Consider the following 14,771-nt stretch of genomic DNA (forward strand, 5'->3'; position numbering starts at 1 on the left):
CGAGGCGCCCCGGCGCCGCGGCCCGGCGCATGCGGGAGGGCGTCGCGCCGCAATTATCGCGGTCCATGGCGCCGCAGGTGCGAGGTCGTGTTGCGTTCCGCCGAAAGCCTGTGCTAGCCACCGGCCATCGCCGGGGCTGACGCTCTGGCGTTTTTCCTGCGCAGGGTCGGGACTTCTCCGGCCAGGCGTTCCGAGTCCAGCCAGAGGGTGGTCCGTGTCCGACAACACTCCCGTCACCGACGTCGCCGGACGCTACGCCGCCGCGCTGTTCGAGCTGGCCGACGAGGCCGGCGCACTCGACGCGGCGGAGGGTCATCTCGGCGCCCTTTCCGCCGCCCTCGCCGAGAGCGCCGACCTGCGCGCCCTGGTCTCGTCGCCGATCTACAGCCGCGAGGAGCAGGGCGCCGCGATGGCCGCCGTCTGCCGCGCGATGGAGATCAGCGCGCCGACCGCCAACCTGATCGGGCTGATGGCGGCCAAGCGCCGCCTCTCGTCCCTGCCCGACGTCATCCGCGCCTTCCGCGCCCTGCTGGCGAAGCGCCGCGGCGTGGTTCCCGCACAGGTCCGCGCCGCCGCGCCGCTCTCGGACGCGCAGCGCGAGGAGCTCGAGCGCGTGCTGCGCGCCGCCGCCGGCGCCGACATCGCGCTCGACATCACCGTTGACGAGACGCTGATCGGCGGGCTCGTCGTCAAACTGGGCTCGAAGATGATCGACACGTCGATCCGCTCGCGCCTGACCCGACTTCAAACCGCCATGAGGGAGGTGGGCGTATGACCATCCAGGCCGCCGAGATTTCTGCCATCCTCAAGGAGCAGATCAAGAACTTCGGGCAGGAGACGGAAGTCTCCGAAGTGGGCCTCGTGCTCAGCGTGGGCGACGGCATCGCCCGTGTGCACGGCCTCGACAACGTCCAGGCCGGCGAGATGGTCGAGTTTCCCGGCGGCGTCCGGGGCATGGCGCTGAACCTCGAGGCCGACAACGTCGGCATCGTGATCTTCGGCGACGACCGCGCCATCAAGGAAGGCGACACGGTCAAGCGCACCAACTCGATCGTGGACATCCCGGTCGGCAAGCAGCTTCTCGGCCGCGTCGTGGACGCCCTCGGCGACCCCATCGACGGCAAGGGCCCGGTGGTGTTCGAGAGCCGCCAGCGCGCCGACGTGAAGGCGCCGGGCATCATCCCGCGCAAGTCGGTCCATGAGCCGATGCTCACGGGCCTGAAGGCGATCGACTCGCTGATCCCCGTCGGTCGCGGCCAGCGCGAGCTGATCATCGGCGACCGCCAGACCGGCAAGACCGCCGTGGCGCTCGACACCATTCTGAATCAGAAAAGCTACAATGACGCCGCCGACGGCGACGAGAACAAGAAGCTCTACTGCATCTACTGCGCCGTGGGCCAGAAGCGCTCCACCGTCGCCCAGCTGGTCAAGAAGCTGGAGGAGACGGGCGCGATGGAATACTCCATCGTCGTGGCCGCCACCGCGTCCGAGCCGGCGCCGCTGCAGTATCTCGCGCCCTACGCCGCGTGCACCATGGCGGAGTACTTCCGCGACAACGGGATGCACGCGCTGATCATCTATGACGATCTGTCGAAGCAGGCCGTGGCCTATCGCCAGATGTCGCTGCTGCTGCGTCGCCCGCCGGGCCGCGAAGCCTACCCGGGCGACGTGTTCTACCTCCATTCCCGCCTGCTGGAGCGCGCCGCGAAGCTCAACGACGACAACGGCGCCGGCTCGCTGACCGCCCTGCCGATCATCGAGACGCAGGCGGGCGACGTGTCGGCCTACATCCCGACCAACGTGATCTCGATCACCGACGGGCAGATCTTCCTTGAAACCGACCTTTTCTACCAGGGCGTCCGCCCCGCGGTGAACGTCGGCCTCTCGGTGAGTCGTGTGGGCTCCTCGGCGCAGACCAAGGCGATGAAGTCGGTCGCCGGCTCGATCAAGCTGGAGCTGGCGCAGTACCGCGAGATGGCGGCCTTCGCGCAGTTCGGCTCCGACCTCGACGCCGCCACCCAGCGCCTGCTGGCCCGCGGCTCGCGCCTGACCGAGCTGCTCAAGCAGCCGCAGTATGCGCCTCTGACCAACGAGGAGCAGGTCTGCGTGATCTACGCCGGCACCAAGGGCTACCTCGACAAGCTGCCGGTATCGGCGGTCGGAAAGTTCGAGCGCGGCCTGCTGGCGCATCTTCGCGGTCCCGCGAAGGACGTGCTCGACACGCTGCGCAAGAACGACGGCAAGGTGGCCGGCGATCTCGAAGCGAAGGTCAAGGGCGCCATCGAGGACTTCGCCAAGGGCTTCTCCGCCTGATCCGTCAGCACGACCTCGGGAGACGCGGCGCATGCCCAGCCTCAAGGACCTGAAGAACCGGATCAATTCGGTCAAGAACACGCGGAAGATCACCAAGGCGATGCAGATGGTCGCCGCCGCCAAGCTGCGCCGCGCGCAGGAGGCGGCGGAGGCCGCTCGGCCCTACGCGGAGCGGATGGAGGGCGCCGTGGCGAACCTCGCCGCCGCCGCAAAGGGCAGCCCGACCGCGCCGACGCTGTTCACCGGCACGGGGCGGGACGACACGCATCTGCTGCTGGTGTGCACCTCCGAGCGCGGCCTATGCGGCGGCTTCAACTCCGCGATCGTCCGGCTCGCGCGTCGGAAGATCGCGGAGCTGCAGGCGGCTGGCAAGACGGTGAAGATCATCACCGTCGGCAAGAAGGGCCGAGACCAGCTGCGCCGCGACTACGGCGCGCTGCTGGTCAGCCATGTCGACATGACCGACGTGAAGCGCGTCGGCTACGGCGACGCCCGCAAGGTGGCGGACGACGTGCTGGGGCGGTTCGCCGCGGGCGAGTTCGACGTCTGCTGGCTGTTCTACAGCGTGTTCAAGAGCGTGATCGCGCAGGAGCCGGTGGGGCCGCAGATCATCCCCGTGACGGCGCCGGAGCAGTCGGCGAGCGAGGGGCCCGGCTACGAGTATGAGCCGGACGAGGACGCCATCCTCGCGGACCTGCTGCCGCGCAGCGTGGCGGTGCGCATCTTCACCGCTCTGCTGGAGAACGCCGCGTCCGAGCAGGGCGCCCGCATGAGCGCGATGGACAACGCCACGCGCAACGCCGGCGACATGATCGACCGGCTCAACATGCAGTACAACCGTTCGCGCCAGGCCGCGATCACCACGGAACTCATCGAGATCATCGCAGGCGCCGAGGCGCTGTAAGGCAAGGGGACGTCACGTCATGGCCCAGGTCGGGAAAATCAAGCAGGTCATCGGCGCGGTGGTCGACGTTCAGTTCGACGGGCATCTGCCGGCGATTCTCAACGCGCTCGAGGCGGACAACAACGGCCGCATCGTCTTCGAGGTGGCGCAGCATCTCGGCGAAAACACCGTGCGCGCCATCGCGATGGACAGCACCGAGGGCCTGGTGCGCGGTCAGGAAGTGACCGACACCGGCGGCCCGATCACGGTGCCGGTGGGCGACGGCACGCTGGGCCGCATCATGAACGTCATCGGCGACCCGATCGACGAGAAGGGCGAGGTCGTCGCGACGGAGCGCCGTGCGATCCACCAGCCGGCGCCGAGCTTCGAGGCTCAGTCCACCACCTCGGAAGTGCTGGTCACGGGCATCAAGGTGATCGACCTGCTCGCGCCCTACGCCAAGGGCGGCAAGATCGGCCTGTTCGGCGGCGCCGGCGTGGGCAAGACCGTGCTCATCCAGGAGCTGATCAACAACATCGCCAAGGTGCACTCGGGCTACTCGGTGTTCGCCGGCGTCGGCGAGCGGACGCGTGAGGGCAACGACCTCTACCACGAGTTCATCGAGTCGGGCGTCATCAACATCGACAAGCTCGAGGAGTCGAAGGTGGCGCTGGTCTACGGCCAGATGAACGAGCCGCCGGGCGCCCGCGCGCGCGTCGCGCTGACCGGCCTGACGCTGGCCGAGCAGTTCCGCGACCAGTCCGGCACCGACGTGCTGTTCTTCGTGGACAACATCTTCCGCTTCACGCAGGCGGGCTCCGAGGTGTCGGCGCTTCTCGGCCGCATCCCGTCGGCGGTGGGCTACCAGCCGACGCTGGCCACCGACATGGGGCAGCTTCAGGAGCGCATCACCTCGACCAACCGCGGCTCGATCACCTCGGTGCAGGCGATCTACGTGCCGGCAGACGACCTCACCGACCCCGCGCCCGCGACCTCCTTCGCCCACCTCGACGCGACGACCGTGCTCAACCGCGCGATCTCCGAGCTCGGCATCTACCCGGCGGTCGACCCGCTCGACTCGACCTCGCGCCTGCTCGACCCCGCGGTGATCGGCGAGGAGCACTACAACACCGCCCGCGCCGTGCAGGGCATCCTCCAGCGCTACAAGTCGCTGCAGGACATCATCGCCATCCTCGGCATGGACGAGCTGTCGGAAGAGGACAAGCTGACCGTGGCGCGCGCCCGGAAGATCCAGCGCTTCCTCTCCCAGCCTTTCGACGTGGCGCAGGTGTTCACCGGCTCGCCCGGCGTGCAGGTGCCGCTGGAGAAGACCATCGACAGCTTCAAGCGCGTCTGCGAGGGCGAGTTCGACCACCTGCCGGAAGCCGCCTTCTACATGGTCGGCGACATCGACAGCGTGATCGAGAAGGCCCAGCGCATGGCCGCCGAAGCGGCGTAAGGGGCGGATTGATCATGGCGAGCATCAAGGTCGATCTCGTGTCGCCGGAGCGCATGCTCGCCTCCGTCGACGCCGACATGGCGCAGCTTCCCGGCATGATGGGCGAGTTCACCGCCCTGCCGGGGCACGCGCCCTTCCTCTCCACCCTGCGGCCGGGGATCGTCGCGATCCACGCCGGCGGCAAGGCCGACGAGTATTTCGTGACGGGCGGCTTCGCCGAGGTCTCGCAGGAGGCGGTCTCGGTGCTCGCCGAACAGGCGGTGCCGAAGGGTGAGCTGACGCGCGCGTTCCTCGACGAGCGGCTCTCCGAGGCCGAGGCCGCGCTTGCGGCGGCACCGGAGGCTGGCAAGGCCGCAGCGGCGCTGCTGGTCAACGACTACCGCACCGCGCTGCAGGCCCACGGGGCCTGACGGACCGCGGGAGCCGGGGAAAGTGCACCCGCGCTACGCCCCGGCGCTGTTCGGGCTCCTGCTCTCGGGGCTGATGTCGCTGATCGTCTCCGGCGTCGCGACGGCGCGGGCGGCGGGTCTGTCGGAGGCGTTTCCGCAGTTGTGGCTCGCGTCATGGCTGATGAGCTGGAGCGTCGCCTTTCCCGTCGTGCTGGTCGTAGCCCCGCTCGTGCGCCGCCTCGTCGCGCGGTTGACGCGGGCGCCGGAAGGCTGAGCCCTCACGGCCTGTCGCGGCTGCGGCCGCCTGCGGCCGACCGGCTTTGAGCCCCGATGGAACGACGACTTCGACGCCGGTCGCGCCGGACGGAGCTATACGTCGCTCACCACGCGGAAGGTGAGGTTGAGCCGCCCGCCGCCGGCCAGCAGCCGCGAGGTGCCGAAGCGGATGCGGTCGACCCCGTGATAGGCGAGCCGCGCCGCGCCGCCCATCACCGCGACGTCGCCGCTCTCCAGCCAGAGCGAGGCGGTGGCGTCCTCCCGCCGCGGCCCGCCGACGCGGAAGAGGCCGGGGTCGCCGAGCGAGACCGAGACGACGGGCGCCTCATAGGCGTTCTCGTTGGCGTCGCGGTGAAGGCCCATGCGGGCGCCCTCGCCGTACCAGTTGACGAGCATGCTGTCCGGGTCGCCCGCCCAGCCCGAGACGGCGCGCCAGACGGCCAGCGCGGGTTCGGGGATGGCGGGCCAGGGGCGCCCCGTCTCGGGATGCTCCGTCGCGTAGCGGTAGCGGCCGCCGGAGACGATCCAGCCGACGCGGCCGGCCGAGGTCATACGCACGGTCATGGGCTTGCCCCAAGGCGTGACAGGGCGCAGCAGCGGGGCCTCCGCCGCGACGCCGCGCACGGCGGCCACCAGCGCCTCCTGGGCTTCCGGCGCGAGCAGACCGCGCCAGACGGCGACGCCCTTGAGGTCCAGCGGAGCGAGGGGGCAGGCCATGGCGCGACCATGCCGGCGCGCTCCCCAACCTTCAAGCCCGGCGCCGAAAACCGGTGCAATCTGCGGCGATTGAGGGGCCTCGCGCGCTTGCGGCTCGCTGGGCCGCGCCATATATCCGCGACAGCTTCGCGAAGGCCGGCCGGCCGCCGGTCTTCAGGGATGAGCGTCGGAGGCCGCGCCTGAGGCTCCGGCGCCGCAATCGCCACTGGGAGAGCATTTCATGGCCAAAGTCATCGGCATCGATCTCGGCACCACCAACTCCTGCGTCGCCGTCATGGACGGGTCGCAGCCGAAGGTGATCGAGAATGCGGAAGGGGCCCGCACCACGCCCTCCATGGTCGCCTTCACCGACGGCGGCGAACGGCTGGTGGGCCAGCCTGCCAAGCGGCAGGCGGTCACCAACGCCGAGAACACCCTCTTCGCCGTCAAGCGCCTGATCGGGCGCCGCCACAGCGATCCGACGGTCGACAAGGACAAGGCGATGGTCCCGTTCCACATCGTGGAGGGGCCGAACGGCGACGCCTGGGTGCAGGCGCGCGGCGAGAAGTACTCGCCCAGCCAGGTGTCCGCCTTCGTGCTGCAGAAGATGAAGGAGACGGCGGAGGCCTATCTCGGCGAGACCGTCGACAAGGCCGTGATCACCGTGCCGGCCTACTTCAACGACGCCCAGCGCCAGGCCACGAAGGACGCCGGCAAGATCGCGGGCCTTGAGGTGCTGCGCATCATCAACGAGCCGACAGCAGCGGCGCTGGCCTATGGGCTCGACAAGGAGGGCGGCAAGACCATCGCGGTCTACGACCTCGGCGGCGGCACCTTCGACGTGAGCGTGCTTGAGATCGACGACGGGCTGTTCGAGGTGAAGTCGACCAACGGCGACACCTTCCTCGGCGGCGAGGATTTCGACATGCGCCTCGTCGAGTATCTCGCCGACGAGTTCAAGAAAGAGAACGGCATGGACCTGCGCGGCGACAAGCTCGCGCTGCAGCGGCTGAAGGAGGCCGCCGAGAAGGCCAAGATCGAGCTCAGCTCCGCCACCCAGACCGAGATCAACCTGCCCTACATCACCGCCGACGCCTCGGGGCCGAAGCACATCGCGATGAAGCTGTCCCGCGCCAAGCTGGAGACGATCGTCGAGGATCTGATCCTCAAGACGCTGAAGCCCTGCGAGAAGGCGCTGAAGGATGCCGGCGTCTCCAAGGGCGAGATCGACGAGGTGGTGCTGGTCGGCGGCATGACGCGGATGCCCCGCGTGGTGGCCGAGGTCGAGAAGTTCTTCGGCAAGAAGCCCCACACCGGCGTGAACCCCGACGAGGTGGTGGCGCTCGGCGCGGCGATCCAGGGCGGCGTGCTGCAGGGCGACGTGAAGGACGTGGTGCTGCTCGACGTGACGCCGCTGAGCCTCGGCATCGAGACGCTGGGCGGCGTGTTCACCCGGCTGATCGACCGCAACACGACGATCCCCACCAAAAAGAGCCAGGTGTTCTCGACCGCCGACGACAACCAGTCCGCCGTGACGATCCGCGTGTTCCAGGGCGAGCGCGAGATGGCCAGCGACAACAAGATGCTCGGCCAGTTCAATCTCGAGAACATCCCACCCGCGCCGCGCGGCGTGCCGCAGATCGAGGTTACCTTCGACATCGACGCCAACGGCATCGTGTCGGTGCAGGCCAAGGACAAGGGCACCGGCAAGGAGCAGAAGATCACCATCCAGGCCTCCGGCGGCCTGAGCGACGACGACATCGAGCGCATGGTGAAGGAGGCCGAGCAGAACGCCGAGGCCGACAAGCAGCGCCGCGCCATGGTCGAGGCCCGCAACAACGCCGAAAGCCTGGTCCACTCGGTCGAGAAGTCGCTCAAGGAGCATGGCGACAAGGTCGACGAGGCGACGCGCAAGGCCATCGAGACGGCCCGCGACGAGCTCAGGACCGCGCTCGAGGGCGAGGACGTCGAAGCCGTCAAGGCGAAGCATCAGGCGCTCATGGAGGCGTCGATGAAGCTCGGCGAGGCGATCTACAAGGCCGAGGCCGAGGCGCAGCCGGGGGCCGACGCCGGCGATACGCCGAAGGAGGATGACGTGGTCGACGCGGATTTCGAGGAAGTCCGCGACGAGAACAAGAAGCGCGACGCGTGAGCCCAGCGCCCCACTGACGGCCCACAGGCGGCCCCGTCCCCAGGACGGGGCCGCCGACCGTGAGGCCCCAAGGCATCGAGTGAGGACAGATGGCGCAACGCGACTTCTATGACGTTCTGGGCGTGTCCCGCACGGCGTCGGACGAGGACATCAAGAAGGCCTACCGCAAGCTCGCCAAGGAGCTCCACCCCGACCGCAACGCGGACGACCCGACGGCCGAGGCGAAGTTCAAGGACGCCAACGCCGCCTACGAGGTGCTGCGCGACAAGGACAAGCGCGCCGCCTATGACAGGTTCGGCCACGCCGCGTTCGAAGGCGGCATGGGCGGCGCGCGCGGCCAGCAGGCGGGCCCGGGCGGGGCCGACTTCGCCTCCGCCTTCTCCGACGTGTTCGACGACCTGTTCGGCGAGTTCACCGGCCAGCGCCGCAGCGGCCCCGGCGCCGGGCAGCGCCGGGCGCGGGGCGCGGACCTGCGCTACAACCTCTCGATCTCGCTGGAGGAGGCCTTCAACGGCAAGCAGACCACGATCACCGTGCCCGGCTCGGTCGCCTGCGCCTCCTGCGAGGGCACCGGCAGCGAGGGCGCCGCGCAGCCGCAGACCTGCCCGACCTGTCAGGGCATGGGCAAGGTTCGCGCGCAGCAGGGCTTCTTCACGATCGAGCGCGCCTGCCCGACCTGCGGCGGCCGCGGCCAGATCGTGAAGAACCCCTGCTCGTCCTGCGCCGGCGCGGGTCGCGTGCGCAAGGACCGCTCGCTGCAGGTGCAGATCCCGATGGGCGTGGAGGACGGCACGCGCATCCGCCTGGCCGGCGAGGGCGAGGCGGGCCTGCGCGGCGGGCCGCCGGGCGACCTCTACATCTTCATCGAGATCGCGGCGCACCGCCTGTTCACCCGCGAGGGGATGGACCTGCACTGCCGCATCCCGGTGCCGATGACGACCGCCGCGCTCGGCGGCGAGATCGAGGCGCCGACGCTGGACGGCGGCCGCAGCCGGGTGAAGATCCCGGCCGGCTCCCAGTCGGGCAAGCAGCTCAGGCTGCGGGGCAAGGGGATGCCGCAGCTGCGCGGCGGGCGCTATGGCGACCTCTATCTCGAACTGCTGATCGAGACGCCGGTGAACCTGTCGACGCGCCAGAAGGAACTGCTCGCGGAGTTCGAGAAGTCGGGCGGCGACAACTCTCCCGACAGCAAGGACTTCTTCAGCAAGGTCAAGGATTTCTGGGACGGGATGCGCGGCTGAGGCGCGCATCCCGTCCCGGCGCGCCGCACGGCCTGTCTGCGCCGTGCGGCGTTCGTCCGCAATCCGTGCGGCAGCGAGTCCGTGAACGGCGTCGATCCGGGTGCGTCAGCTCAGCGCTTGCGGAAGGTGTCGAGGCGGACGACTTCGGCCTCGCCGCTGGTGGGGCGATCCGCGCCCGGGCCGCCTGGCGTGGGGCGCGGGCCGGGACGCTCGGGGCCGCCGTCGCCGTCGCCCCCTTCCTGGCTTTCGGATTCGTCGAATCGCAGGCCGAAATTCTCGCTGGGGTCGGCGAAGGTCGTCACCGCGTCGAACGGCACGACAAGCGTCGCGAGGCGATCGGCGAAGCTGAGCGTGACCGAGAAGCGGTCGGATGCGACGGCGAGATCCGAGAACTCGTGCTGGAGCACGATGGAGAGTTCCTCGGGATACTGCGCCTTGAGCCACTCCGGCACGTCCACGCCTGGATGTGTCGTGGAGAAGGTGATGAAGAAGTGGTGCCCGCCGGGCAGACCCCGGCGCGCGACGACGCCCAGCACCTCGGCCATCAGGCCGCGCATCGCCCGCTGCATCAGTCTGCCGTAATTGAAACCGCTCACGGCCATCGCCACTCGCCCTCCATCTGGGCTGACCATAGCCGATTCTGGCGGGGGCGGAAGATGCCCAGCGCGGTTCGTGCGGCGGTTGCTTGGGGAAAGTGCCGGCTTCTGTTGCCAGGCGCCGGCGGCCCCGCCTGAAGCGGCTAAGCCTCAGGACTTCAGAGTAGGTTTGGGCGCTGCATTACGCAGCGACGGCCACCTGAGCACGGTTGTCATTGGCAACTGTACTTTTCGATCCGATAACGGCGAATCCCACCGAGCGAAAGCATAACGCCTTTACACGTCCGTCGATCCTGTTTCGGCCCCATTCCCGCCAATGAACGGGTGTTGGTGGAGCCGCCGGGTACCGCCCCCGGGTCCGAACCGCTTATTCCGCGCGCGTTTATCGCCATAGTCCCGTTGCCGGAACACGACGAACATAGGCGCGCCGGGCGCGCTTGTGAAGTAGGCGCGGGCCTGTCCGCCGAAGGTTTCCCGCCCGGCGCCACGGGGGCCGGGCGGCCGTGCGCCACAATCCGTCGCGCCGCGTCGCTTGGTTCTTTGCGGCCGGCGCGCGGGCGGTCTATCACGACGCGCAGCACAGCTTATCGGAGAGGCGAACATGGCCGCAGCCGCAGAACTCGACGACGCGCCGATCGTGACGATCTTCGGCGGCTCCGGCTTCGTCGGCCGCTATGTCGCGCAGACCATGGCTCGCCGGGGCTGGCGCGTCCGCGTGGCGGTGCGCCGGCCGAACGAGGCGCTGTTCGTGAAGCCCTACGGCGTGGTCGGGCAGGTTGCGCCGATCCAGGCCAACATCCGCGACGACGCCTCCTGCGCGCGGGCGCTGGAGGGCGCGACGGCGGCGGTCTACAGCGTCGGCGTGCTCTACAACGCCGGGGCCAACACCTTCGAGGCGGTGCAGGCGGAGGGGCCCGCGCGCGTCTCCCGGCTGGCCGCGGAACTCGGGGTGAAGCGGCTGGCGCTGGTGTCGGCCATCGGCGCCGACGCGGGTTCGCCGAGCGCCTATGCGCGCAGCAAGGCGGCGGGCGAGGGGGCGACGGCGGAGTCGTTCCCGTCGGCGACGATGCTGCGGCCGTCCATCGTGTTCGGGGCGGAGGACGCGTTCTTCAACCGGTTCGCCGCGATGGCGAAGATCTCTCCGGTTATCCCCCTGGTCGGCGGCGCGACGCGGTTCCAGCCGGTCTATGTGCAGGACGTCGCCGACGCGGTGGCGGCGGCGGCGACCGGCGCGGCGCAGGCGGGCGTCTATGAACTCGGCGGGCCGCGCATCGCGACCTTCCGTGAACTGATCGAGCTTATGCTGCGCATCATCCGCCGCAAGCGGATGATCGTGGACCTGCCGATCCCGCTGGCGAAGCTGCAGGGAGCGGTGCTGCAGAACCTCGCATTGGTCGGCCTCGAGCCGCCGATCACCAAGGACCAGGTGCTGCAGCTTTCGCGCGACAACGTGGCGGCCGAAGGCGCACGCGGCCTCGGCGATCTCGGCGTGTCGCCCACGGCCATGGAGGCGGTGCTGGAGAGCTACCTCTACGCCTATCGGCCCTACGGCCAGTACAGCAGGATCACCGAGGACGCGCCGGGCGGCCCGGGGCGCTGAGAAGGGGGCGCCCGTCAGCCATAGGCAACCCACAGCAGCGCCGCGCCGAGGGCGAGGCGGTAGAGCACGAAGGGCGTCATCGACCAGGTGCGCAGCATCCGCATCAGGAAGATGAGGGTCACGAGCGCGGCGGCGAAGCTGAGAACGCCGGCGATGACGGCGTCGAGACCGAGCGTGGCGTCGCCGGACTCCACGATCTTCACGCCGGTGTAGGCGCCGACCGCGATGGTGGCGGGGATCGACATGAGCATCGCGAGCCGGGCCGACTCGATCCGCCCGAAGCCGAGCGCGCGCGCGGCGGTGTAGGTGACGCCCGAGCGGGAGGTGCCCGGCAGCAGCGATAGCGCCTGCGCCAGTCCCATCGCCATCGCGTCGGGCAGGCGCCAGCCCCAGAACTCCCGCTTCATCGGGGCGAACTGGTCGGCGAGCCAGAGCGCAGCTGCCCAGATCAGCGTGGTCCAGGCGATGAGTTCGACAGACCGCAGGGCGTCGGCGAGGTCGAGCGCCGCGATGGCGGCGCCGACGATCACCACCGGAACCGTCGCGACCGCGAGCAGCCATGCGAGCCGCGCCTCGTCGGCCTTCCAGTCGCCGCGCAGCAGCAGCAGCGTTCCCCGCAGCAGCGCGGCGGTCTCGCTACGGAAATAGAGCACCACGGCCGCGAGCGTGCCGACATGCACCGCGCCGTCGATCATCAGGCCCTGATCATGTTCGCCGGTGAGCGCGGGGAATAGGATCAGGTGCGCTGACGAACTGATCGGCAGGAATTCGGTAATCCCTTGAATCACGGCGAGAATCGAGAGTGTCAGGAGGGTCATGGGGCACCGGTGGTGGATATAAGAGGCAGTATTGCTGACATTATTTTTGCGAAGGCGAGCCCGACGATCCGCCGCGAAGGCGGCGACAGGGCATAAAAAGTCAACACTGCTGACTTTTCATGAGGGGCATGCTGGAGTATCAGGCGCAGGAGGCTCAGGGGGAGGTTCGGCATGGTCCAGAAGATGCTCAAATTCGTCAGCCTTGACCGTGAGACGCCAGAGAAGCGCGCCGCAGACGACAGGTCGCGCGACTTCGACGAAATCTACCGCGACTACGCCGCCGGGAAGGCTGCGGACCAGGCGGCGCGGTGCAGCCAGTGCGGCATTCCCTTTTGCCAGTCCCACTGCCCGCTGCACAACAACATTCCCGACTGGCTGAAGCTGACCGCCGAGGGGCGGCTGCGCGAGGCTTACGAGATTTCGCAGGCGACCAACACGTTTCCCGAGATATGCGGCCGCATCTGCCCGCAGGACCGGCTCTGCGAGGGCTCCTGCGTCATCGAGCAGTCCGGCCACGGCACGGTGACGATCGGCGCCATCGAGAAGCACATCACCGACACCGCCTATGCGGAAGGGTGGTGGGAGCCGATCGACCCTGCGCAGGAGCTCCCCGAGAGCGTGGCGGTGATCGGCGCCGGCCCGGCCGGGCTTTCGGCGGTGGACGCGCTGCGGCGCAAGGGCTTCCAGGTGCATGTCTACGACCGGCACGACCGCGCCGGCGGCCTGCTTACCTACGGCATCCCCGGCTTCAAGCTGGAGAAGGACATCGTGATGCGCCGCATCGAGCAGTTGCGGGCGGGCGGCGTCTCGTTCCGGCTCGACTGCTCCATCGGCGAGGATCTCGCCTTCGAGGCGATCCGCGACAAGCACGAGGCAGTGCTGATCGCGACCGGCGTCTACAAGGCGCGCGACATCGGCGGGCCGGGGGCGGGGCTGAACGGCATCGCGCCGGCGCTCGACTACCTGATCGCGAGCAATCGCAAGAGCTTCGGCGACCGCGTGCCCGAATACGAGGACGGCACGCTCAACGCCGAGGGCAAGGATGTGGTCGTCATCGGCGGCGGCGACACGGCGATGGACTGCGTGCGCACCGCCGTGCGGCAGGGCGCGAAGTCGGTGAAGTGCCTTTATCGCCGCGACCGCGCCAACATGCCGGGCAGCCAGCGCGAAGTGCAGAACGCCGAGGAGGAAGGCGTGGAGTTCGTGTGGCTCTCCGCGCCAAAGGCTTTCGTCGGCGAGAACCGGGTGAGCGGCGTCAGGGCGGTGCGGATGCGGCTCGGTCCGCCCGACGTGACCGGGCGGCAGTCGCCGGAGGAGATCCCCGGCTCGGAGGAGACGCTGCCCTGCGATCTGGCGATCAAGGCGCTCGGCTTCGAGCCCGAGGATCTCGTGCGGATGTGGGGCGTCGAGGGCCTGGAGGTGAGCCGCTGGGGCACCGTGAAGGCCGATTTCCGCACCAAGGAGACGTCGCTGCCGGGCGTGTATGCGGCGGGCGACATCGTGCGCGGGGCCTCGCTGGTGGTCTGGGCGATCCGCGACGGGCGCGAGGCGGCGGATGCCATCGCGCGCCGGCTGACGACGCAGTCCGCCGCCCGGGTGGCGGCGGAGTAGGCGAGCGACAGCCCCGAAAACGCCCCGTTTCGGGGCTTTTCCGGGTGCCGAGCGCTGTAACTGTCGGGCAACACTCAGGCGGCGCGTTGAAGAAGCGTCAAGGCTTCGGGTCAACGTCGCTGACCTGAAGGTTGAACGAGACGTTTCCGGCGTTCCGGTCGAGAATGCTAGCAATCCGTCAGCCGCGCGCTGCTTCGCGAGGCTGACGGATCAGGAGCGCGGGAGGGCGCGATGGCGGCGAACGAGGTGGCAGAGGGCGCGACGCAGGGCGGCTGCCTGTGCGGCGCGGTGCGCTACACGCTGGAGAAGCCGGCTCATCACGTCTCGCTCTGCCATTGCGGCATGTGCCGGCGCCAGACGGGCGGCCCGGTGATGGCGCTGCACGGCGTCGGCGCGGTCGCCGTGAGCGACGCCGAGGGCATGCTGCGCTGGTATGGCAGCAGCGACTGGGGCGAGCGCGGCTTCTGCTCGCGCTGCGGCTCCAACCTCATGTGGCGCATGAAGGAGACGGGCGAGACGCTTCCCGCGGCGGGCTCACTCGACAGCGCCGCTGGACTTGTGATCGCGAGCCACGTCTTCGTGGACGACAAGCCGGGTTTCTACGAATTCGCCGACGATACGCCGCGACTGACCAGCGCCGAGGCGGAAGCGATGTTCACCGGCGCGCAGCAGGGCTGACGCGCCGCGAGAAGTTGGACTGCGGCGCCCGCGCATTCTGCGGCGCCGACCGAAGGAGA

At 69.3% G+C, this 14,771-nt stretch carries 14 protein-coding genes and 1 other RNA gene; 11 read left to right on the plus strand and 4 right to left on the minus strand.

Translation table 11 applies throughout. From position 1 onward, the window contains the following. Window positions 1–214 precede the first annotated feature (214 nt). The 6 genes from BLW43_RS17775 to BLW43_RS17800 are packed head-to-tail and all read left to right on the plus strand — an operon-like array spanning window position 215 to window position 5,318. Window positions 215–775 carry a F0F1 ATP synthase subunit delta gene (locus BLW43_RS17775; protein WP_093255515.1) on the plus strand — a complete coding sequence of 187 codons (561 nt, stop codon included), beginning with the start codon at window positions 215–217 and terminating at the stop codon, window positions 773–775. Then, a complete protein-coding gene (atpA, locus tag BLW43_RS17780; RefSeq protein ID WP_093255517.1) occupies window positions 772–2,313 on the plus strand; it encodes a F0F1 ATP synthase subunit alpha in 1,542 nt (513 codons plus the stop codon). Before BLW43_RS17775 ends, atpA begins: the two co-directional genes overlap by 4 nt. Window positions 2,314–2,344: 31 nt before the next feature. Further along, the gene (locus tag BLW43_RS17785; RefSeq protein WP_093255519.1) at window positions 2,345–3,217 is read left to right on the plus strand and encodes a F0F1 ATP synthase subunit gamma; all 873 of its coding nucleotides are present in this window, start codon (window positions 2,345–2,347) and stop codon (window positions 3,215–3,217) included. Window positions 3,218–3,236: 19 nt separating this feature from the next. Continuing rightward, complete coding sequence (gene atpD, locus BLW43_RS17790; RefSeq protein ID WP_093255521.1) at window positions 3,237–4,655, plus strand: F0F1 ATP synthase subunit beta; 1,419 nt, start codon at window positions 3,237–3,239, stop codon at window positions 4,653–4,655. Between the two features lie 14 nt (window positions 4,656–4,669). After that, window positions 4,670–5,065: an ATP synthase F1 subunit epsilon gene (gene atpC, locus BLW43_RS17795; RefSeq protein ID WP_245731113.1), complete on the plus strand. Its 396-nt coding sequence runs from the start codon at window positions 4,670–4,672 to the stop codon at window positions 5,063–5,065. Window positions 5,066–5,087: 22 nt separating this feature from the next. Then, complete coding sequence (locus BLW43_RS17800; RefSeq protein WP_093255522.1) at window positions 5,088–5,318, plus strand: DUF2798 domain-containing protein; 231 nt, start codon at window positions 5,088–5,090, stop codon at window positions 5,316–5,318. Window positions 5,319–5,413: 95 nt separating this feature from the next. Here BLW43_RS17800 and BLW43_RS17805 read toward each other — a convergent pair whose 3' ends face one another. Further along, window positions 5,414–6,037, minus strand: coding sequence for an alpha-ketoglutarate-dependent dioxygenase AlkB family protein (locus tag BLW43_RS17805; protein WP_093255524.1), 624 nt, complete (start codon window positions 6,035–6,037; stop codon window positions 5,414–5,416). Between the two features lie 220 nt (window positions 6,038–6,257). On the opposite strand from BLW43_RS17805, the gene dnaK reads away from it, so the two are divergent. Both dnaK and dnaJ read left to right on the plus strand, forming a co-directional pair. Beyond that, window positions 6,258–8,168 carry a molecular chaperone DnaK gene (gene dnaK / locus BLW43_RS17810; RefSeq protein ID WP_093255525.1) on the plus strand — a complete coding sequence of 637 codons (1,911 nt, stop codon included), beginning with the start codon at window positions 6,258–6,260 and terminating at the stop codon, window positions 8,166–8,168. Window positions 8,169–8,257: 89 nt separating this feature from the next. Beyond that, window positions 8,258–9,409 carry a molecular chaperone DnaJ gene (dnaJ, locus tag BLW43_RS17815; protein WP_093255526.1) on the plus strand — a complete coding sequence of 384 codons (1,152 nt, stop codon included), beginning with the start codon at window positions 8,258–8,260 and terminating at the stop codon, window positions 9,407–9,409. A gap of 110 nt (window positions 9,410–9,519) precedes the next feature. On the opposite strand, the gene BLW43_RS17820 is transcribed toward dnaJ, so the two are convergent. Continuing rightward, window positions 9,520–10,005, minus strand: coding sequence for an SspB family protein (locus BLW43_RS17820; RefSeq protein ID WP_425441192.1), 486 nt, complete (start codon window positions 10,003–10,005; stop codon window positions 9,520–9,522). A 97-nt stretch (window positions 10,006–10,102) separates the two neighbouring features. Next, window positions 10,103–10,453: a transfer-messenger RNA gene (gene ssrA / locus BLW43_RS17825) on the minus strand. Window positions 10,454–10,606: 153 nt separating this feature from the next. Between ssrA and BLW43_RS17830 the strand changes: the two genes are divergently transcribed. Next, window positions 10,607–11,605, plus strand: a complete 999-nt coding sequence (locus BLW43_RS17830) for a complex I NDUFA9 subunit family protein (RefSeq protein ID WP_093255530.1) — start codon at window positions 10,607–10,609, stop codon at window positions 11,603–11,605. 14 nt (window positions 11,606–11,619) lie between these two features. On the opposite strand, the gene BLW43_RS17835 is transcribed toward BLW43_RS17830, so the two are convergent. Beyond that, window positions 11,620–12,423, minus strand: coding sequence for an undecaprenyl-diphosphate phosphatase (locus BLW43_RS17835; RefSeq protein WP_093255531.1), 804 nt, complete (start codon window positions 12,421–12,423; stop codon window positions 11,620–11,622). A gap of 171 nt (window positions 12,424–12,594) precedes the next feature. Here BLW43_RS17835 and BLW43_RS17840 point away from each other — a divergent pair, with 171 nt between their 5' ends. Further along, window positions 12,595–14,034 carry an NAD(P)-dependent oxidoreductase gene (locus BLW43_RS17840; RefSeq protein ID WP_245731114.1) on the plus strand — a complete coding sequence of 480 codons (1,440 nt, stop codon included), beginning with the start codon at window positions 12,595–12,597 and terminating at the stop codon, window positions 14,032–14,034. 231 nt (window positions 14,035–14,265) lie between these two features. Beyond that, a complete protein-coding gene (locus BLW43_RS17845; protein WP_093255532.1) occupies window positions 14,266–14,712 on the plus strand; it encodes a GFA family protein in 447 nt (148 codons plus the stop codon). Window positions 14,713–14,771: the final 59 nt, after the last annotated feature.

This window comes from Rubrimonas cliftonensis, from assembly GCF_900107585.1.
GTDB classification, from domain to species: Bacteria; Pseudomonadota; Alphaproteobacteria; order Rhodobacterales; family Rhodobacteraceae; genus Rubrimonas; species Rubrimonas cliftonensis.